A 20,522-nucleotide genomic window follows, 5' to 3' on the forward strand; every position below is an offset into this window, starting at 1 on the left:
CGGAGAATAGAAATGAGAAGCGGGAAGGAATACCTGGAGTCGCTCCGCGACGGCCGGAAAGTCTATGTCGGAGGCGAACTGATCGAGGACGTCACGACTCACCCTGCGACCAAGGGCTATGCCCATGCCATCGCCGGATATTACGATCTCCACCTCGATCCGAAGAACCAGGAAATTGCGACCTTCATCGACAAAGACGGCAAGCGCCAGTCGATGCATTGGTTCCTGCCGCGCAACAAAGAGGACGTCGTCAAGCGCCGGCAATACTGCGACTTCCTCTGCCGCCATTTCAAGGGCGGTATCTTCACCCGGCCGCCTGCCGGCATGAACGTCGTGATGTTCACCCAGGTGGACGATCAGAAGCCCTGGTCGGAAAACTCCCGCTTCTCCGGAAAGAAGCGCGATCTCTCGGGCAACATCCAACGGCAGTGGGAAGAAGTGACTTCGCAGGATCTGGCCATCTCGCCGATGTTCCTCGACGTGCAGTTCGACCGCGGCCGCGACAATGCGATGGCCGAGACGCCGATGCTCAAGATCATCGAAGAGCGCGATGACGGCATTCTGGTGCGAGGCTGGAAAGCGATCGGCACCTCCGTTCCGTTCGTCAACCACCTCCTCATCGGAAACCTCTGGCGCCCCGGTCAGACGCCGGAGCAGACCGTTTACGCGCTGGTACCGATCGCCACGAAGGGCATCTCGGTCGTCGCCCGTAAATCAAACGCTCAGCCGGATGCGGATCCGTATGATCGTCCGTTGGCCACGATCGGAGACGAATTGGATGCGATGGTGTACTTCGACGACGTCCTGATTCCCTGGGACCGCGTCCAACACGTCGGCAATCCGGACCATGCCAAGTGGTATCCGCAGCGGCAGTTCGACTGGGTGCATCTCGAGACCCAGATCCGGCATTGCGTCCATGCCGAACTGATGGTTGGTCTCGCGCTGCTCCTAACGCAATCTCTGGGTACCAGCACCAATCCGCTCGTCCAGGCCCAGCTCGCCGAACTCATCCGCTTCCGCGAGACCTGCCGTGCATTCATGATCGCCGCCGAAGAAACCGGCTTCGCGACGCCGGGCGGTCTTTTCAAGCCGAACAATATCTACATCGACTTCGGCCGTGCCTACTATCTTGAAAACCAGAACAAGATGGTCAACATGCTCATCGATTTCTGCGGCCGCGGCGTCGTGATCCAACCGTCGAGAAAAGAGCTGGAGGACCCCTACATCGGTCCGAAGCTTTCCGAGGCCTTGCGCGGTGCTGAGATCAGCGCGTACGACCGCATCAAGATCTTCCGTCAGATCAGCGAACGGTTCCTGACCGAATGGGGCAACAGGCACGAGATGTTCGAGAAGTTCAACGGAACGCCGCTCTACCTCATCAATCTGCTCACGATGCAGCGTACGGAGTACCAGGTGGACGGTCCGTTGACCGAGTTGGCTCGCCAGGTTGTCGGCTTCGGCGATACGGCGGAACTCGGCAAGCGGGCCGCAGAGGCGCAGAAGAATTCGCACTACGCCAATGTCCGCTTCCAACCCGAATACGCCAAGGCGCAGGACCAGCGCGACGGTTATATGTCGACGGCTGCCGAGTAGACAACATCCTGAAGCGCTCGGGCGAAAGCCCGAGCGTCGAGGGCTCTCTTCCATCAAGAGCCGGCAGTGATTTCCTGCCATCGATCAGATCCGGACACTTCGGACTTTGACTCTACTCGATCTCTATGAACTACAAGGCGCCGTGGCGTCCTCCGCGATGCCCAAAGCCGAGCAACCCGCGGATCGACCGCCTGTTGACGGTATCGATCGTGCGGCGGGCCTTGCGATTCGACGCCAATTGGAATCCCCGTCCTCCTGAGCGCGACGCAATCCGAGATCTATTCGCGCGTGCCTGGGCAGGCGAGCCGCCCGCCATGTCTTAGGAGACATGCTCTCTTCCGCCGAACAAAACGAACGCGACCCACGGAGTGACAATGCGCAATTTCAACGAAAATACGATCACCGATGCGGTGCTCGAGCGGCTGCAGAGCGCGACCGATGCCCGCGTTCGACAGATCAGCGAAGCCCTGGTGCGACACCTCCATGCTTTCGTACGCGAGGTGCGTCCCACCCAAAAGGAATGGGAATACGGCATCGACTTTCTTACGCGGACCGGTCACATGTGCGACGACAAACGCCAGGAGTTCATTCTGCTCTCGGACACGCTGGGCGTCTCGATGCTCATCGACGCGATCAATCATTCTTCAATGCACGGCGCCACCGAAAGCACGGTGCTCGGTCCGTTCTTCGTGCAGGACGCTCCGGAGATAGAATTGGGGAAGGACATCTCCAACGGCATTGAAGGCGATCCGCTTTTCGTCACGGGCTCGGTCTCGACCGTCGACGGTCTCCCCCTTTCTGGCGCGTGGGTCGACGTTTGGCATTCCGACGAGGATGGCAATTACGACGTGCAGCAACTCAGCGAGATCGGAGGGCTGGCGATGAGGGCCCGCTTTCGCACCGACGCCAGCGGTCGATTTAGTTTTTGGTCGATCAAGCCCGCAGCCTATCCGATACCGCACGACGGCCCGGTCGGCGAAATGCTGAAGGCACAGGGCCGGCATCCTTGGCGGCCGGCACACGTACATTTCATGATTTCCGCCCCGGGCTTCGAGCAGTTGGTGACACACATCTTCGTCGCAGGCGACCAGTACCTCGATTCCGATGTCGTCTTCGGCGTGAAGGACGATCTGGTCCGGGAATTCGTGCTTCGTAATCCGGGCGAAGATGCGGACGGTCGGGCCACCAACAGAAAGTATTACTACCTGAACTACAATTTCGGTCTGAAGAGGGCTGGGGAAAGCTCGCACTCTGTGGAGTCAACGAAGATCTCGCGAATTCCCGTCGCACAGACCTGAGCGCTTTCGTCGCAGCTATGTCGACCGTCGAGCAGCCGCAGAGCGTTGGCCGCTCGATGCAGCGCGACGGTCCGAACAGCTCGATTGCGATCATTACATAAGGTGTCCACGCCGCGGCAAGGATGGTCGACGACGGAGGGGCTGCTGAAGGCACCGCCGGCTACATGGCAAGATGTGTTCTTTCCACCGGTGTCGGGAAGGCGCGGAAGCTAAGCCGGGTGGCGACCTGCATGCCTCCGCAAACCCATCAAACAGACCGTTCATCGTGGGCTGTGCTTGCCGTGGTCTGCCGACGCTTTTGGATGGGGGTGCGCCCCGCAACAGCGGCGATGATCCAGCATTGCAAGTCAGGCTGATACCCGAGTCGGATCGATAGAAGTTCGGCATGGGTCATCACGGCCCATGCGAGCCCGGGCACCCGTTTCGGCGTGACGCGCGAGTCGACTCACTCACACTGATCGCCGCGACGGCGACCGGTGCTGTTGCGGATGGGAGCGCCCACGCACCGCAACTCCGGTTCGTGCTCGCAGTCATCAATCGAATATCCGACGCGGCAGCTGACTTCTTCGAGCGCGATCGGTCTCGATCCAAAAGACGGTTCGCGATTTCGATTTGGAGATTCCGAAGGTATTCGAGCGGCGCCAAGCCTATGGTCTGCTTGAAGCGCCGGTTCAGCGTTCGCTCGCTGACGGCGAGGTTGGACGCAAGCTCCCTGAGATTGAACCCGCTCGCGAGCGTCGCCTCCATCCGTTTCTGAGCGCGTGCGATCAGAGAGTCCGCGTGCCCGTGCTCGTCAACCAGCGTCGCGTACGACGCGTGGTCGGTTCATGTCTCAACAGCGTCTTCGCCGTCCGCGCCGGCGCTCCGCCGGCGAAAGTCTCCACTATAGTCAGATCTGCTTTGGGTTGGCACCCGCGCGATCATTCTTGCAGCCATCTGCTTGATTCGTAAGCGTCGTTCCGCTCCCACCTTCTCGCGGAAGATGGGATAGGCGAGCTTCACGATCTCTTTGAAGGGATCGGCTTGTGTCTATGCTTGACCATACGCTTAAGTCGGACGTGACGGCGCGTCGGCTGGAGGTGATCACGGAGACGGGACGCCGTCGTTGGTTCTCCAAGGACGACAAGACCCGGATCGTCGAGGAGACGCTGGCACCAGGGGCGGTCGTTTCCGAGATTGCCCGTCGACACGGGCTGAGCCCGCAGCAAGTCTTCACCTGGCGCCGGCAGGCGCGCCGGTCGCCGGCGCCGATGGCTGACGATCCGCCGTTTGTACCGGCGGTGGTAGACGCCACAGTGCCGGCGGTGGCTGTTGGCCATGAGCGCAAGACAGCGCGACGCAAAGCCAAGCCGAATGTCCGGGCTCGCCGTTGCGACGCTGGGGACATCGAGATCGAAGCCGAAGGCGTTACGATCCGGGTCGGCCGAGGCGCGGACGTGGTGATGATTGCGGCCATCGTCCATGCGCTGAAGGCAGGTCGGTGATCGGCCCGTCCGGAACTGTCCGGGTGATGGTGGCAACCAAGCCGGTCGACTTCCGCAAAGGAATGGAGGGGCTTGCGATGCTGGTACGGGAGCACATGAAAGCCGATCCGTTCTCGGGAGCTGTTTATGTGTTCCGTGCCAAGCGGGCGGACCGGATCAAGCTGATCTTCTGGGATGGTACGGGTTTGTGCCTGTTCGCCAAGCGGCTCGAGGAAGGCCTCTTCCACTGGCCGAAGATCGAGGATGGCGTGATGCGTTTGTCGGCGGCGGAATTGTCGGCGCTGCTCGAAGGGCTGGATTGGCGGCGTGTCCACGCGGCACGGGAGACGGTCGTCCCGACGCAAGCCGGATAATTGTGGGCCGCGCTGCGGCGAAGTGAATCAGAGGTATCGAGCACGTCGTCAGGCGGGCGCGAATATGCTCTGATTTGCCTGTGAGCGATAACCTTCCTGATGATCTTCAGACGCTGAAGGCGATGCTGCTGGCCGAGCGGCACGAGAGCGAGCGGCTGCGCCAGATCATCAAGGAATTGCAGCGTCATCGCTTTGGCCGGAAGGCAGAGTCGCTTCCTGAGGAACAGATGCTGCTGGGCCTCGAGGACGTCGAGCAGGTCGCGGCCTCTACCGAGGCCTGTCAGGACGAGACCGCCCCGGAAGGCCGGGCGGAGCGCGCACGCAAGCGCCGCAACAATCGCGGCGCACTGCCGGCGCATCTGCCGCGGATCGAGGTCGTCGTCGATATCGACGATAAGACCTGCCCCTGCTGCCAGGGCGAGCTGCACCGGATCGGTGAAGACAAGAGCGAGCGGCTGGACATGGTGCCGGCGCAGTTCCACGTTGTCGTCACCCGACGTCCCAAATACGCCTGCCGCGCCTGCGAAGATGGCGTCCTGCAGGCCGAGGCTCCGGCCCGGCTGATCGAGGGCGGACTGCCGACGGAGGCAACCGTCGCTCAGGTTCTGGTGTCCAAATACGCCGATCATCTGCCGCTCTACCGGCAGGCCCAGATCTATGCCCGCCAGGGCATCCAACTCGACCGCTCGACACTGGCGGACTGGGTTGGGCATGCCGCCTTCCATTTGCGTCCGCTGCATGAGCGCCTCCTCACGGTGCTTCGAGCGAGGTGCAAACTGTTCGCCGACGAGACGACAGTGCCGGTGCTCGATCCCGGTCGAGGGCACACCAAGACTGGCCAGCTCTGGGCCTATGCCGCCGACGACAGGCCTTGGGGTGGCCTAGATCCGCCCGGCATCGCCTATGTTTATGCACCCGACCGCAAGGCCGAGCGGCTGTTCAGCCATCTTGCCGGCTTCAAGGGCGTCCTGCAGGTCGATGGCTACAACGCCTATCCAAAGCTTGCCGAACGTGGCGAGGTCGAGCTCGCCTTTTGCTGGGTGCACATGCGGCGCAACTTCTATGAACTCGCGACACCCGGCCCCGCACCGATCGCAAGCGAGGCGCTAAAGCACATCGCCGCATTCTATGCGATCGAGAAGGAAATCCGCGGCCGCAGCGCCGAGGAACGTCGCCTCGTGCGGCAGCAGAAGAGCCGACCACTGGCCCAGGCCTTTGAGACCTGGTTGCGCGCCAAGCTCGCTCTCATCAGCCAAAAGGGCAAGCTCGCCGAGGCCATTCGCTACGCTCTCTCGCGCTGGCAAGGGCTGACGCGCTTCATCGACGACGGGCGCATCGAACTCGACAACAATACCGTCGAACGATCAATCCGTGGCATCAAGCTCAGCCGCAAGAATGCGCTGTTCGCCGGATCCGACGGTGGCGCCGAACATTGGGCCGTCGTCGCTACCTTGGTCGAGACTTGCAAGATCAACGACGTCGATCCGCTCGCCTATCTTGCCGACGTCCTGACCAGGATCGTCAACGGGCATCCAAACCGCGACATCGATCAGCTACTGCCCTGGGCCTACCGAGCTCAAGCCCTCAAAGCCGTGGCCTGAGAACGACGCTTACCTTGATTCCGTCGTTCGGAATAGCGAATTCGTCGCGGCGCGTTTGGCTTGGCGATACCAGCAAAAATGCCAGCAAATCGGACGGCTGCAGTGGGCTTTTGCTTGTATTTTCAATGCGTCGCGAAAGCTTTCCGGACAAATCCGGAATCGAACCAGCTACTTAAGTTATTGTTATTATTATGATTTTTTCCATGGTGCCCCTGGCCGACAGTCGCCTAGTAAGTTAACCAGTTGAAGTTACGAAGGTTTTAGCCGCCGATTGCTGCGGATGCCAACAGAAATACCAGCAAACGGAGCTCGTCACCGGTTGGCGCTCGCGAAAGAGCCCTCCGTCAGGAGCATGTACGATACGAAGATATGCCTTCGCAGAAATGGTCGCCGAGTTGGAAGTGTGTCGCTGCGACACTTGTCAGTCGCTGTGTCTCAAAAAAGCAAGTTTCTTTGATGCTCGTCGATGGTTTTCATACTGGAAAGGCAGCGCTGTATATCGACCTGTTCGAAACTCTCTGGCGCATCGATTTGGGTTAGCTTGAGCATGTCAAAGAAGCGTGGCGCATCGATCAATTCAATCGGGTAGCCACGCACCCTGAGGCGGTCTATAGTTCGGGCTGATCCACGTTCGAATTTCGACGTTGTAACGAATATGCCTTTTGTGACGTCATTGACGATCATTGCACCGGCCAAAGATCTTATCTGCTCAACCGATATCGAGTTCCGGTGCCGCTTGACTTGAACGCCAATTCTCTCTTTGCCCTTTTGGAGTATGACATCTACTCCATCGTCGCCGCTGTATGCGGTCACTGTCGCCTCGTAACCTAAAGATCTGAACACACTGGCGACAGTCTCCTCGAACATCCGAGGGTGAACAATGTGACGCAATTCGTAATTGGCAGTGAGAAATCTTTGCACTTCTTGAACGGGTTGTTCCACGTCTGTGAGAGCAAAGTCACAAAGGCTTGCGCAGGCGCCGCGAGTGGAATGATTCGTGATCCAAGGCCGCGTTGTCTCACTTTCTTGGTGCTCGGTAGCTTTCCACCAACCACAAAGACGGCAAATCCAAAGTCTCGCCACTTTGGTTGTATGATTCGAGAGTGACAGACGCGTCTTGCGAGTGTCCAGCACCTCATGATGAATGCGGTTGAGTGCAGATTTGCAGAATGGACAATCGTCATTCCACACATACTCAGGCTCACGCGCGGACGTCAGATATCTCCAAATGGCCAATGCACAATTCCCTCTGCGTCATCGTCTCGAAAGCTTCTTGGTCCGTTTTCCTGGGTGTAGACAAGGCCTCCGCAAATTCGCGGCGGATTGCCACTGAGAAGAACCCGGCCTCTGAGCCCCGCAAGGACTTTCGTCTAGAATTGGATCGGTGGTTTAGAGCCGGCGGTTGACGCCTGATCACCATTTTCCTGATGATAGATTCCAAATCTTCGTGGTAAAGTCCCCTCTAACCATGCTCATCCAGGTGAGTCCATCCGCTTGGGCTGCGAATGCTCCATGCTCCCAGCTGAGATCTTTCGGTAGTTCGGGAAGTGTCACGGAATCTGGCGGTGTTGAGCGATTGGCCGCTAGTGCCTCCAAGATTGCTTCGGCGGCAGGCTTGTAGATCGCGAAGTACCCGCTGGGCGACCAGCATTTGGCAAAGGGAGTGCCTCCAAAGAGGAAACGGTCGTCAGAGCTGGATTGATAGAACGCTTGCATCACTGGATTATCTTCACGTTCAACCGCGCCGTCGAGGCACTGGCGCAACATGAGCGCGGCGTTGGCCGCGCCGCATAGCCGGAATACGGTCTCATAGTTCGCAAAAGCGATCCTTCCATGCGCATTCGGTCCACGTCGACGTTTTCGTCCCGGTCTGTGATGTCCGGGCCCATTCCCGTTCGCCTGTGGATCCAACGTGGCCGACTCACGTTCAATCTCGTGCTTCTTGTCAAGCTGCTGCATCGCGTTCGCGGCCGAAGAGAGCGACCGAGGAATGCGCGCCCCACCCAAGCCCGGGCCTCTTACAGCAGCTCCTGCCCCTCCCGAGTCGGTCCCGCCGGCCGGCGCTGAGACGTAAAGACGAAGCGTGCAGTCCCCGTTACCCGGTGTGGCGCCAAAGGCAATTGCACAACCTCCTGTAACGGCAATGCTGTCGTTCGCCGTGCTGCCCACGAAAGCCTGAACCTGCGCTTCGTAGGCTTTTTTAGCTAAATTCTTTAGTCGACTCTTCGTGGCCCTCAATCTTGAGAGGCTGCCTTTTGCTTCCACCGCGACAACATCGGATGGTGTCGTTTCATCGCCCCTGCCAGAATCATAAACGAAGTCTGGAATGTTCTTCGATTGAGTTGCCTCAAACTGCTCAAACGTCAATTCTCTCGCGTTTGCCCGAAAACGGAAGCCGCTTTTCTCCATTTCGACATCGGCAATTGCAGCGCCGACTTTGCTCGCAACTGATGTTCTCTCTTCGTCGGCGAGCTCCTCTAGCAGCGTTTGAAATGTAAAGCGATCGCTCTTGCGTTCCAAGAAGATGTCTATCTGGGTCAGAATTGCTACGCTGACATCGCGTACAAGACGGTCTCGCTGAGCGAGAGAGAGGCCTGTCCGGGAGGTGCTGAGCATCTGTGTGCGCCCAATGCTAAGAACTACTTCTTCCCAGCGGAGCGATAAGGCTCTCGCTAATTGTGCTTCAAGATCGGCTGAAGCTCGAGGCTCGGGGGCGGCAATGACACGTACGTCCTCAATCGCTTTCTCTGCGGGCATCCAGTCCATAAGTTCTTCCTATGAGCTATTTCGGAAAACGCTGCTCGAAAAGGCCGTCATTTGTCAGCATGAGATGAATGGGCTCGTCGTCACACAGAAGAATCTCCCCTTGTTCGGAGCGTATGAGCTCAACGACCTCAGCGTCGGGCAGACGAAAGCGGGGGTCTGGGTTAAGGACGGCGTAGAATCCGCCAGTCTCGGTAATATCTCGCAATATTTCACGATTCATATAGGCTTTCGAGCCAGCGCGAGGAACGGTAATTCCGTCTGACTTAAACATACGGCAACCGCCGAACGCCTTCAGGAGACTCCGCCACAGGGCAATTGTTGTATCAGCGGTAAGCAGGAACGCGCGCGCTCCGACGGAAATGCGGAAGACTGAGCCTAAATCGTTAGCCGCCTGGCCACTCCGCATTCTCTCAATAGGAATTCCAGCATTTGCGCGAAAGGCCTCCACGACTGCTGTCGGCCGGGCTGATCGCTTCGAGCTTCTATATAGAGTCGTTCGTGCCTGTTCAGGAATGACATTAAGAAGCTTAGGGTGCTTCGCAGTCAGTAGATCCAGTTGATCAAAGAACCGAGGCCGCTGTGCTTTTGGGATGTACTCATACTGTGGGATCCACAGTTGCCGCACACTCTTCAAGGTGCTCGCGATAGATAGCACGCCGTCATATCGGTCTACGTGCCAATGTGAGATCGCGATGAACTCAAGTGCCTCTATGCCTCTCTCGTACAAGAAAGGTATTATCCTCGATGACGAAACCCGCCCGCAATCGATCAATCCAAACGTGCCATTAGAAAATCCAATGAGTGCGGATCCGCCCGGAAACAGGCTGATTCGGCAGTACACATCTGGGCGCACGTTGATGCCGACGTAAGCCGGACGACCTTTGTCGAATACCCCTTGCGCCTTGGCTACAAGCGGCTGTCTAAGTGAGAGGGGCAGTCCGGCTGGCTCGCCGGGTTTTGCTTCGGCCAAGATGTTGAGTGCAAACGCGCGCGAGATGCTCGCGCCCGCCGGCGGCGAGGAAATCAGGGAGAGCAATCGTCCGCCAACTTCGGCTGTTCTTTCCGCGGAAACACCAATCCCGATCAGCGATCTATGGAAAACCTCGTCAAAGTGATCGTTGTCGCCTCCACACCAGCTTGCTTGGAAATCAAGGTAAACATGACTGAGGAGAAAGTTCGCCTTTACGGCAATCCGAAGCGTCTTAAGTTTCTTCGTCAACTCGTGCACCGCGCCTTTGCCAATTTGTGACCGCGGACCGTAATTGACGATGAGCTGCTTCGTCTTTTTGAGGATCGCCTGGATGCCCCGCAATCGTTCAACACAATCAGTAGTAACAACATGATACTTTGCAAAAGTCGCAGGGAAGCGGCGATGCTTGCGCTGGAAATTGTTCAAAATCTCGTTGAATGTCTTAAGATTAAGTACCGTATCCTTGAGCTGAAACGTCTCCCAGATGGTTATAGCTGGCTGCCGGGCCTTAGCCGGATAGAAAAACTTGACATCAACATCATCGACGCCTTCGTTGATGATGGTTTGGAAGCCAGGATCATTCAGCCAGCTGGCCAAATTCCAGGCTATCCACCGGTCCTGAAAGCGAAAGCCCCGGCGAGCATGGTCGCCGCCTAGTCCAGCCGGCCCAAGAAGCTCGATTGTCCTTTTTGTTCGCTTCCCCACTGACTTGCCTTCTTGGAGGTCCTAGCCAATCGGAGATTGAAAGCTCCAATAGGCCTAGTTGGGTCGATTGTGATAGCTATCATTGCGCAATTTGGCGTTGTCGGGCAAGATGTATACCATGAATACTGAAGCCAGCGGTTTACGAGGCGGCGGCTAGCGTTGTCTTAGTTGTTATTTTGAGTGCGGCTGATTGCGTATCCGAAGCCGCAATAGTCTGGGGGATTAAGGTGGCTCCGAAGGCGACACCCGGCAAGACGCGAAGCCGTTCCAACACAAGATTGCTGCACGTTATTGCGCAGGATCCTGCCGTCAAGCGACAGGATGGCAGAATTCTCATGTCGAGAATCCAGATACCCCAGGAATTGCTTGAGCGCGGGCCGATCGGGTACCGGGTTCAAATCGTTGACTATGACGCAACCGAAGACAGGTTTCATGGCGCTCATGAACTGCCCGCTGCATTGGAGCAAGAGCCCGCCGCATGGAAAAGCGGTAGCCCCAGCATAGTTCACGATTTTCGTTTTCATGCGCAGAATGTGTACGCGCTGGTCATGAAAACACTATCCAGATTCGAGTATGCGCTAGGCCGCCGTATCGGCTGGTCTTTCCGGACCCATCAGATCAAGATAGCTCCACATGGGATGCTTGATGCAAACGCATTTTACACTCCCGATGCCGAAGGGCTCGTCTTTGGATACTTTCTCGGCCGCAGTGGTGCGCCTGTATACACGTGCCTTTCGCACGATGTCGTGGTGCACGAAACAACTCATGCACTTCTTGATGCGTTGCGAGAGCGGTATCTCGATCCTTCAAGTGCCGATCAGGCCGCATTTCATGAGGGGTTCTCAGATGTAATAGCCCTTCTCTCGGTATTTGCTCAACGTGAACTTGTCCTAGAGCTTCTGCGTGGGGGCCGCACACGAACGAAGGGCGTCCCGAACAGTATGATGAGAGCAGCCGACGCTGGGGTCGATGCGCTCAAGGCGCACGCGCTGTTCGCGTTGGCTCAACAGATGGGACAGGAGTTGGAGGGCGTTCGCGGCAGCGCATTGAGGAATAGCGCTTCGATCCCTTTGAACAAAAAGTTGCGCGATTCTGCAGAATACCGCGAGCCGCATCGAAGAGGAGAACTGCTTGTTGCGGCTGTTTTGCACGCCTTCATATCGGTTTGGGCAAAGCGCATTAAGGACATCGCGATTGGCGTTAACGCCCTTGTGCCGTTAGAGCGCGTTGCCGAGGAAGGGGCCGATATCGCTGATCTGATGGTCACGATGTGGATCCGCGGGCTGGACTACATGCCGCCCGTTCATGTCGAGTTTGGTGATGCGCTGAGCGGCGCATTGACAGCTGATCAGGAGCTTCGGCCGGATGATCAGAGGTATGAGTTGAGGGCCCAGACCAAGGCGGCGTTCGAGGCCTATGGTTTTCGTCCCGCGGCGGGAACTCTAAGCGGCACCTGGCAGGCGCCCCCGTTGGATCTCGACTACTCGAACGTCCGATTCGAATCGATGCGGACCGATAAAGATGAGATCTTCCGCTTCCTCTGGGATAATCGTACGAAATTTGCGCTTCGGCCTGGCGCGTATACTGAGGTCCTTTCGGTCAGACCGTGTACGCGGATAGGTGAGGATGGCTTCACCCTCCATGAGACAGTTGCCGAATACTATCAGGTGGCCCGACTTACCCCAAAGGAGCTGCGCGCCGAAAAGATCAAACTGCCGCCTGGCTTTGAGCGCGACCTCAAAGAGGCGCGGCGAAAAAAGACTGCACGTTCTTCCAACGGCAGCGCGCCGCTCGGCGCCCATCAACATGGGGGGACAAGTGAAGAGCTGTCCAAGGACGACGATAGCGATGTAACCCCGCTGTACGGTGGTGGCACGCTTATCTTTGATGACTATGGCCGCCTAAAATACTGGATCCACAACGACGTTTTTGGTTCACGTCAATCTGACCGGCTCAAGTATCTGTATGAAGCAGGCCTCCTGAGAGCGAGTAAGGGTGGAGCGCGCCTGTCAGCTGCCCGTTTGTCCGCCGTACACCGGCTCCGCGCGCTTGATAGCCGCAGATTTCCTCAGGAAGGCTGGTAATCTATGGCCAATGTTCCGAAGAAGGTTGTTTTGCGTTCATATCAGGTCGGCTTCGGGGACTGCTTCCTTTTGACCTTTGTGTATGAGAAGCAGAAGCGGCATATCTTGCTCGACTTTGGGACGACCGAGCTTCCCCCAAAGAAAAAGCCGTCTGATCATATGCCAAAGATTGCCAAGCAGATCGCAGCGGATTGCGGCGGCCAGCTCACAGCTATCGTGGCCACCCATCGGCATGCCGATCACATCAGTGGTTTCGGCCTCGATGGTAAAACGGGCAAATCGGGAGATATCATCCGTAAGCTGAAACCGAAGCTCGTCATCCAGCCGTGGACGGAAGACCCCCGGGCAGCGAAGAACGCAAAGCGCGCCACCACCGATTCACCGCGCTCTGAGAAAAGTTTCGTTTCCGGTCTCGATGCTATGCATAGAGTTTCGGAGGCGGTCTTGGCGCTTACAGCACATCCGCCATCCTGGATGGGGCCCCAACTCGCCAAAGAACTGCGCTTTCTCGGGATGGACAATATCAAGAACCGGTCTGCCGTCGAGAATTTGATCGCGATGGGGAAAGCACGAGGGGCGAAGGCGAAGTGGGTACGCTACGGTTCCGATGCTGGCTTAGGAAAGCTTCTTCCTGGCGTAAAGGTGCGGGTGCTGGGACCTCCTAGTCTCGAGCAGAGTGAAAAAATTCGCAAGCAGCGCAGCAGGGACGCCGACCAGTTCTGGCACCTGCTAGCGGGTGCGAGCTCACTGAGAACGCGGCCCCTTGCAGATGGGATAAAGCAGCGACCGCGAAAGGCCGTAGTGCGTACGCCGCCCGAGGCGCGTTGGTTTCGGGATAGGCTGCAGCGATTGCGCGGGCAACAAGTTCTGGAAATCGTGCGGTCGCTCGACAACCAAATGAACAACACGAGTGTCATTTTGCTGTTTGAAGTGGGAAATAAAAAGTTGCTGTTCCCTGGTGACGCTCAAATTGAGAATTGGAGTTATGCGCTTGAGGACGCGCCGGACAGCAAGGAAGTTCGCAAGCTGCTTTCGACAGTGGATCTCTATAAGGTCGGCCATCATGGAAGCCTCAACGCGACCCCAAGGAAGCTTCTTTGGGAAGGATTTAAGAAGCGGGGAGGCCAGAGGCGTCTCAAAACCGCCTTATCAACCTTGCCGGGGAAGCACGGAAAGACGACGAGCAATACGGAAGTGCCACGCCGGTCTTTGCTGAAGGCGCTTAAGGCTGAGAGTGAGCTGAAGAGCACAGACGATTTGAGCAGCAAGGATCTCTTTTTCGATCTTGAACTCAAGATATGACCGGCGCTGGCTGAAGAGGTTCGTCCGAGCATCGTAGCAACGATGCGCCGCATTGCATAAAGTTCAAGGTCTTCCGTCGGAGTTGGCGATGACTGTTGTCGATGAGTATCCGGCCTCCCAAACTTCGATCGACGAAGAATCCGTTTCTTTAAGCCTTGCTCCGCCAGTCCCTCGACGCCGGGACCGCGACTTAGAGCTAGGACTATGCTTGTCTGGCGGCGGCTTTAGGGCGATGTTGTTTCATGCGGGGGCGCTAACCCGCCTGAACGAGCTTGGCTACCTCGCAAAGATCGACGCTATCTCTTCGGTCTCGGGCGGATCAATCGCTTCGGGTCTCCTCGGGGCGGTCTGGGACCAGCTCGAGTTCGACGCCGGCAGCGGAGTGGCCGCGAAATTCGAGGAGCGATTTCTTCGGCCGCTTCTTACATTTGCGCAAACGACGGTCGACTTTCCCTCCATCGCCTGGGGAATTGCAGCACCATGGACCACAGCATCTCAAGAAGTGACAAAGCGCTATCGCGATTTGCTTGGTACCGATGCAAATCTCAACAGATTGCCAATCCGGCCAAGATTTATTTTCTGCTCAAGTAATCTGACCACAGGTTCGCTTTTTCGCTTCTCTCGCGGGTACATTGCTGATTATCGTCTTGGCCTGCATCGCGACCCGGATTTGGACCTAGCTACGGCTGTCGCGGCCTCGGCCGCATTTCCGCCAGTGCTGTCACCGCTCCGGCTCGATCTCAGCCGCTTCAACTTTGTAAACGAGGCGATCGATGGGGTTGTCCCACGGCCGCCAGAGCCAGCCTTGATGCGCCGAGCCGTTTTGAGCGACGGGGGCGTCTACGACAATCATGGCTTGCAACCCCTGCTCGAGCGTTGCCGGACTTTGTTGGTCAGCGACGGTGGAGCGCCTTGGAGTACTTCTTTAGGCGGATATTACCGATGGTTGCCTCAGCTTAAGCGCGTGCTTGATACGACAGATAATCAGGTTCGCGCGCTGCGGCGGAGAGATTTAATTTCCCGCTTCGAGGCGGCGGGTGATCCTTCACTGCAACTCCTTCCCGAAAGCTCCGAGGTGCGGCGGCACTTTGCCGTCAGAGGGGCTTACTGGAGTGTCGCTACCAACCCGGCAAACTATCCTGCAGAGCATGGCGATCTGGCGCAGGCGCGGTGGCGGCGCTTAGCATCGATAGGAACCTGGCTGCACTTCCTAGGTGGAAGCGAGACCGAGGATCTGGTCAATTGGGGATATCTGGTAAGCGATCTTGCTTTGCGAAGCTACCTGGACACCGAGACTCCGCCAGTAAAATCACTGCCAGTTCAAACCGGCAGCGTCAAAGCCGGTTGGGCAGCTAGAGCGGCAAAGTGGATGGGCGATCGCTTGTCTTAAGTAGACGACACATCGTGTAGATTCGAGAAACGGCAGCCCAAAACGGAACTAGCGGCGCGAACAACGAGATAACTCAAAAAATTCATCTAACCAGCGTCACTTCGAGGCCATCCAAGGTAAGTCTCTTGCAGGCGTCGGGTATTATCCGTTTCAAATTCCGAAATCGAGTGTGCATACAAAATGGCATGCTGGAGACGATTCTCAAAGGCACCCTCTTCTTCCTTTTCGCGCCAGATACGTGCTCTTGCATCTACAGACGCCAAGTGTAACGCTAAATTTGCCACCGCTTTTATGGTTCCTGGTTCGCGGAGGTACCTACCGTACCACACAGCTGAATATTGATTTCTAAGATGCCAGACTTCGGCCATAGCTGCAGTTGTCTCTGCCCATCCCCCCTTCGCTTTGCCAATAAATTTCCTACCGACATCCACTAGCGCAAATCCGGCTAAGACGTTGCCCCGCGCCATTCGCCAATCGACAGAACTTGATCTGTCCCGCGCGATGACTCCCGTTAGCCAATCGCGCTTCCTCGCATCGGCGCTACAGTTGAGAGCTAATTCAAACAGGGACAGATCGTTATCGTACAAGTCCAACGCCGACTGCAGCCACTCATCTTCCAACAACGGAATGGAACTTGTCAGGCTGTGAATCAAATCGCGACTGTGACGCATCGGGGCGAGTTGTTCCTGTCCTGAATCAAAGAAGGATCGCCAAAGAGACCTGGCTAGCTTTAGATCGAAGCTCATAAGGCTTCTTATTAGCATGCAGTGCATGAAACGTACGAACTCTCCGCGCGCCCTTTTGGGCTGCTCTCGCATGGTCTTGATCCAGCCACCAAGGCCTCGGCCTTTGCCTTCGGATAGTATCGAAAGGAACTGCAGGTTGTGACCAACAACGTCGGACGTCTTGCGCCGATCGCCGCGGCTTTCGAGAGTCCTTAAGGTCAACGAAGTGGCAACATCGAAGATTGGATTAGTTTCGGATTTTGTAATCCAGCTGTCGAATGCACGTTTCCATTGCACCAAGTTTTCATCCGTATGCTCGCGTGCCATCGCCGCGGTAGCCCAAAAAATGGGAGGCAAGTGCGTTGTCAACGTCTCGATCGATAGAGTCTGATCTCGAGCCAAGAGCAAGGCGCCGTAAACCTGCTCTTCTTTTGCAACGCTATCTACCCATGACCATTTTTCGGCCAGGGCTTTGAGATCCACAGATTGGACATTGCTGTTCAATGCTGCGAGCAACACCGACCTCGACCGAGAGGTCATATGGTCCCAGTTATTCAAATACTCCGCGATATGTCCTGCGGCCATTTGTTGGTCGCCGGTGGCTACGATCGTGTCAAACTTGAAATCCTTTAGCGCCCCTGCTCTCTTCCTCGTGTCGGGAGAATTCTCCGGCTCTGCATCTGCAGCAAACCCACGGGCAAGCCTACCCCAGTTCTCATCCGCAGCAATTCGATCCAAATCAAACTGCGCCCAAGAAGATCGCAGCTGCTTCCTTTTAGAGGCTGACGATAATCCAAATACAAGCTCAACGAAATATTGAAGTCGGTCGATTGTTGTATAACTGATACCGAGGGAGTTCAGCCTTTGCGCCAACTCATCTAGCTTTAGTTCTATTTCCTTTATGTTCGTTTGCACGAGTGGGGCCGTGACAATGGCCGGTAGGTGCCAATTCAACACCTGCGGAAAAGTGATCCTCTCAGAATCGCTGCGTAGATAGCTATCGAGGAATTTTACAATAAAGGGCTGAATCCTGGAGATTGCAGCAGGGCTCTCGCGGGCGCTTCGAACAAAATCTCCAAACGTGACGATTTCGTTGATTGCTGAGGCTCGCACCCTTGGAAACTCCGCAGTCGGATCAATCCACCCAAGTGCCTCGTCGATCTTCGTTTCACCGCTGACCGCGCCAATCAGTTGTGTGGCGCCCGTGACGTTGAGCGAGCGAAGCTCGTTTCGATAGTGAGAGCTGATTCGATTTTGGTCTGTTGATCCTCCGACGATCGCAAGTAGAACGCACCCAACTGCGTTACAAAGGGCCCCAGGAATTTTCGATAGCTTTTGGGCAATCAGTCTTATGGCTGTATGTGCCTCTATGGGGTCGTGTCGATTCAGACGGACGATCCACGTTACATCTGACAGAGATCCCATTTTTCGCTGAGAAACGGCCGTAAAGCAGCTCGCCAAGAACACATTGAGCCAAGGCAGCTGTGGGCCACTCCCAATTACCGTCATGGCGATGCGGCGCAATTCACCACTTTGGTTTGCCGTCCGGTCGGGAATATCAAGGCCAAACGTAGAACGGATGCTTTCGAATGTTGTCGCCTTTGACAGACCATAAGTGAAAATGCGTTTGTCCCAACCGATCCATGATAAGAAGTGTTCCATAAGCGAATGCTGAAATTCCGGAACGTCTCGCAGTCGCAGGAGAGCGTCGAGAATAAAATCGCCGCTCTGGCCTCTGAGCGCACTGCGGCTGTCTAAGAGTTCTGCAACCTCCAAGTATGTTTTGGGAGCCGTGCGAGCATATGCAGCAAAAAGTGCCGTAATGTCTGCGTTTTGAATGTCGGCCCATGTAACTAGCAGTAGCGTCTTAGCTTGTTCCGGACATTTATCAGCCGATAAAAGCGCGATGGCTGCGGCGGTGCCGACGATCGACGCCAAAAAGTCCAGGCCGGCCAAAGGATCACAAAACTCAGCGAGTCGCTGCTCGGCCGCTGACCAGCCAAACTCCAGTTTCTCGACGACTTCTTCGAAGAGAAGAGCGCCAAGTGCATATTGTACGAGCCGGGGCTCGGCCTCGTACCGACCTCTACCTAGGTTCTTGAATAATTTGCCCTCCGTAATTTCGCTCAGGCACGTTTCAATGTCGTCAGCATCAAGCCGATTGTCTTCACTAAGTATGTCTTCGATCTCTCGTTCTCTTAATATCCGTCGGAGCCCGCCTTCCGGTCGATGTATTTGGTCGCGCTTTTCTACGGTTAGGCGCTCCAACGCTTCTTGCCATTTGTAGTCGGGCATGCTCCGAACGAGTGAAAACCGGCCTAGCGATACCCGATTGCGAAAGTCATGAAAGAGTAAGCGCTCGACCGTAATTTCGCTGCCGTAATCTCTGACCGTGCCGAGATGCTCAAAGGCGATACGAAAATATCGTGGCACGCGGATAAGATCGAGGACGCTATTCGGAAGTTCGTAGTCTTCGACACCAGCTTGAGATAGCGCGCTAGCGAGTTCAGAGTCATCAAAGGGGTTGACTTGGATGCCGTGGGGCTGGCCTTGCAAGCACCAGCCCTCGTTTGCAGATGACGGTGGCCCGGAATACGCTAGACGTGTCTCTGCGAAACGCGGTCTTGTTGTCACTATCACTTGTATCTTTGGCGCTTTAGCGATCGCTTGCTGAAGCAGTTCTTGCCATTGAGCGCTGGGACGTTCGTTAAGTCCGTCGAACACGACAGTTAGTGACGGCGACATCCGGCGGTCACTAAGCCTGCGAATCACCCAGCTTTCCCAGACGTCCTCGGTGGGGCCCGAGGCCCACTTTCGCAGGGCGGCCGCCAGAACTTTAAACAAGTTCAGGCTAATCATGTCGATTCTTGTTATGAACAAGACTGGCGGTAACCTATCGAGGTTGCCGGAGATCCAAGCCGCGAGAGACCATGTCTTTCCGACCCCCTCATTTCCCATGACAAGAGCCGGGCGCCTAGTGCTTGGCCAGTTGGCCAGCCAACGCGAGAGTTGATTGTCGACCGTAGGACGCTCGATTCGAGTCCCCTCGGCTAGGACTGCTAGTGGTTGACCAAATGCGGCTCGAGAATTTCCGTCCGAACGGAATACATCTCTCAGTTCGGAAGCAATCGTCTGCCTAACTCCGGCCAAGCCTGCCGATATCCCAGATAAGCTATCGTAGATGTTAACGAGCAAGTCTTCTGCGCTCGGATGCGCCTTTAGCTCGTCCAGCTCTTGGGTAATCTTCTTGAGGCGTCCCCATGCCGCGCCCTCCACATTTCGCCAAGATTGGGTCGCAGCGAAGCATAGGGCCAAAGAGGAAACAGGTTCCTTGCAGTCCAGAAACACAACCTCGATGAGGTGAGGGGCTGCGACCTGCCTCATCTGCGCGGCTAGCTGGGCATGTACCGCAGTGGTTGCGCAGAGCACATACACCTCTAAGCTCGGCGTCTTTACAATGGACTGAGCTAGCTCGCCTACAATCTCTCGATCCTTTAGCTTCCCGCTGTACCGCTTACACTCTACATGCGTAACGATGGATCCGAGATCGGAGTCTAAATCGCGACCTTCTTGAAAGCCCGCCCTGGCTCGTCGAAAGGGGCGCTCTAGAAGCTCGCTGAGCATTAGCAAACATAAGTCTTCGAACACGCTGGGCGTGGTCCAGCTCTCACCGGTGATGGCTTCCACAAAGGAGCTTGGGTCGCGGGACTTCGGCTTGGAGACCTTCCGCGCGGCAGCCGTCTTCTTACCTTTAACGCTCTCACGATTGTTGCGCATCGAGAAGTATCACTCTTGAGGCTTCAGCTCATTGCCTTGATATGATTGCTCCAACAGGCACCAATCCCGGTGCAGGCGGAAAACCCGCCTTGGTCCAAGCGTACGGTGCATACTGACTAGCTCCCGCAGAGCCAGCAAAATTAGTCAGATCGTCAGGGGTTTTCGACCGGAAGACAAGCTTAGACGCGCTCATGCTAATTAGTCGTATCGCGCCCTCTTGTGCTTTAGTAGCGTCAATTTGCCTTTGAGCGATCCCGATACATCGTCTCAGAACTGGATGGCAGCTCAAGCCAGACCTTGAACAGCGCAAGATGTTTGCGGGGTTCGATCGGCCGAACGCAACTGCAAATCCGTTCGAGGTGGTGGATCGCTTAAGTAGAAAAAAGGCCGCGGGTGACCCAATCCTAAGACATTCGATCATGGTTGTGAGGCAATAGCGCTTGGCAGCAAAAAGGGATTAGCTACCATAGATTG

13 protein-coding genes and 1 pseudogene are annotated in these 20,522 nt (G+C 56.4%); 9 read left to right on the top strand and 5 right to left on the bottom strand.

What is annotated here, in order from left to right; genetic code table 11:
- Positions 1-12: 12 nt before the first annotated feature.
- The 3 genes and pseudogenes from XH96_RS04575 to XH96_RS04580 all read left to right on the top strand — a co-directional run bounded on the left by XH96_RS04575 (position 13) and on the right by XH96_RS04580 (position 2,891).
- The gene (locus XH96_RS04575; protein WP_194391250.1) at positions 13-1,593 is read left to right on the top strand and encodes a 4-hydroxyphenylacetate 3-hydroxylase family protein; all 1,581 of its coding nucleotides are present in this window, start codon (positions 13-15) and stop codon (positions 1,591-1,593) included.
- Positions 1,594-1,783: 190 nt separating this feature from the next.
- Positions 1,784-1,916 (top strand): annotated as a pseudogene (locus XH96_RS39750) (maleylacetate reductase); the annotation flags it as partial.
- Between the two features lie 51 nt (positions 1,917-1,967).
- Positions 1,968-2,891 carry an intradiol ring-cleavage dioxygenase gene (locus XH96_RS04580; RefSeq protein ID WP_194391251.1) on the top strand — a complete coding sequence of 308 codons (924 nt, stop codon included), beginning with the start codon at positions 1,968-1,970 and terminating at the stop codon, positions 2,889-2,891.
- Positions 2,892-3,284: 393 nt separating this feature from the next.
- Here the strand turns inward: XH96_RS04580 and XH96_RS39755 are convergent, their stop codons facing one another.
- On the bottom strand, positions 3,285-3,638 hold the full coding sequence (locus tag XH96_RS39755) for a helix-turn-helix domain-containing protein (protein WP_194391252.1): 354 nt from the start codon (positions 3,636-3,638) through the stop codon (positions 3,285-3,287).
- Between the two features lie 284 nt (positions 3,639-3,922).
- Here XH96_RS39755 and XH96_RS04590 point away from each other — a divergent pair, with 284 nt between their 5' ends.
- The 3 genes from XH96_RS04590 (at position 3,923) to XH96_RS04600 (ending at position 6,329) form a co-directional block, all read left to right on the top strand.
- Positions 3,923-4,375: a transposase gene (locus XH96_RS04590; protein ID WP_109146010.1), complete on the top strand. Its 453-nt coding sequence runs from the start codon at positions 3,923-3,925 to the stop codon at positions 4,373-4,375.
- Positions 4,372-4,728, top strand: coding sequence for an IS66 family insertion sequence element accessory protein TnpB (gene tnpB, locus XH96_RS04595; protein ID WP_194391253.1), 357 nt, complete (start codon positions 4,372-4,374; stop codon positions 4,726-4,728). Before XH96_RS04590 ends, tnpB begins: the two co-directional genes overlap by 4 nt.
- Before the next feature lie 122 nt (positions 4,729-4,850).
- A complete protein-coding gene (locus XH96_RS04600; RefSeq protein ID WP_194394035.1) occupies positions 4,851-6,329 on the top strand; it encodes an IS66 family transposase in 1,479 nt (492 codons plus the stop codon).
- Positions 6,330-6,764: 435 nt separating this feature from the next.
- On the opposite strand, the gene XH96_RS39035 is transcribed toward XH96_RS04600, so the two are convergent.
- The 3 genes from XH96_RS39035 to XH96_RS04615 all read right to left on the bottom strand — a co-directional run bounded on the left by XH96_RS39035 (position 6,765) and on the right by XH96_RS04615 (position 10,662).
- Positions 6,765-7,196, bottom strand: coding sequence for a restriction endonuclease (locus XH96_RS39035; RefSeq protein WP_246790145.1), 432 nt, complete (start codon positions 7,194-7,196; stop codon positions 6,765-6,767).
- A 546-nt stretch (positions 7,197-7,742) separates the two neighbouring features.
- Positions 7,743-9,095, bottom strand: coding sequence for a hypothetical protein (locus XH96_RS04610; protein WP_194391255.1), 1,353 nt, complete (start codon positions 9,093-9,095; stop codon positions 7,743-7,745).
- A 16-nt stretch (positions 9,096-9,111) separates the two neighbouring features.
- Positions 9,112-10,662: a hypothetical protein gene (locus XH96_RS04615; RefSeq protein ID WP_194391256.1), complete on the bottom strand. Its 1,551-nt coding sequence runs from the start codon at positions 10,660-10,662 to the stop codon at positions 9,112-9,114.
- Between the two features lie 335 nt (positions 10,663-10,997).
- Here XH96_RS04615 and XH96_RS04620 point away from each other — a divergent pair, with 335 nt between their 5' ends.
- The 3 genes from XH96_RS04620 to XH96_RS04630 all read left to right on the top strand — a co-directional run bounded on the left by XH96_RS04620 (position 10,998) and on the right by XH96_RS04630 (position 15,546).
- Positions 10,998-12,854 carry a hypothetical protein gene (locus XH96_RS04620; RefSeq protein ID WP_194391257.1) on the top strand — a complete coding sequence of 619 codons (1,857 nt, stop codon included), beginning with the start codon at positions 10,998-11,000 and terminating at the stop codon, positions 12,852-12,854.
- A 3-nt stretch (positions 12,855-12,857) separates the two neighbouring features.
- Positions 12,858-14,156, top strand: coding sequence for a hypothetical protein (locus XH96_RS04625; protein ID WP_194391258.1), 1,299 nt, complete (start codon positions 12,858-12,860; stop codon positions 14,154-14,156).
- Positions 14,157-14,244: 88 nt separating this feature from the next.
- Positions 14,245-15,546 (top strand): patatin-like phospholipase family protein, encoded by a 1,302-nt coding sequence (locus XH96_RS04630; protein WP_194391259.1) that lies wholly within the window; start codon positions 14,245-14,247, stop codon positions 15,544-15,546.
- An 86-nt stretch (positions 15,547-15,632) separates the two neighbouring features.
- Here XH96_RS04630 and XH96_RS04635 read toward each other — a convergent pair whose 3' ends face one another.
- Entirely contained in the window at positions 15,633-19,130 is a 3,498-nt protein-coding gene (locus tag XH96_RS04635) for a hypothetical protein (RefSeq protein WP_194391260.1), read from the bottom strand.
- Positions 19,131-20,522: the final 1,392 nt, after the last annotated feature.

Origin of the sequence: Bradyrhizobium sp. CCBAU 51765 (assembly GCF_015291725.1) — a bacterium.
GTDB lineage: Bacteria > Pseudomonadota > Alphaproteobacteria > Rhizobiales > Xanthobacteraceae > Bradyrhizobium > Bradyrhizobium liaoningense.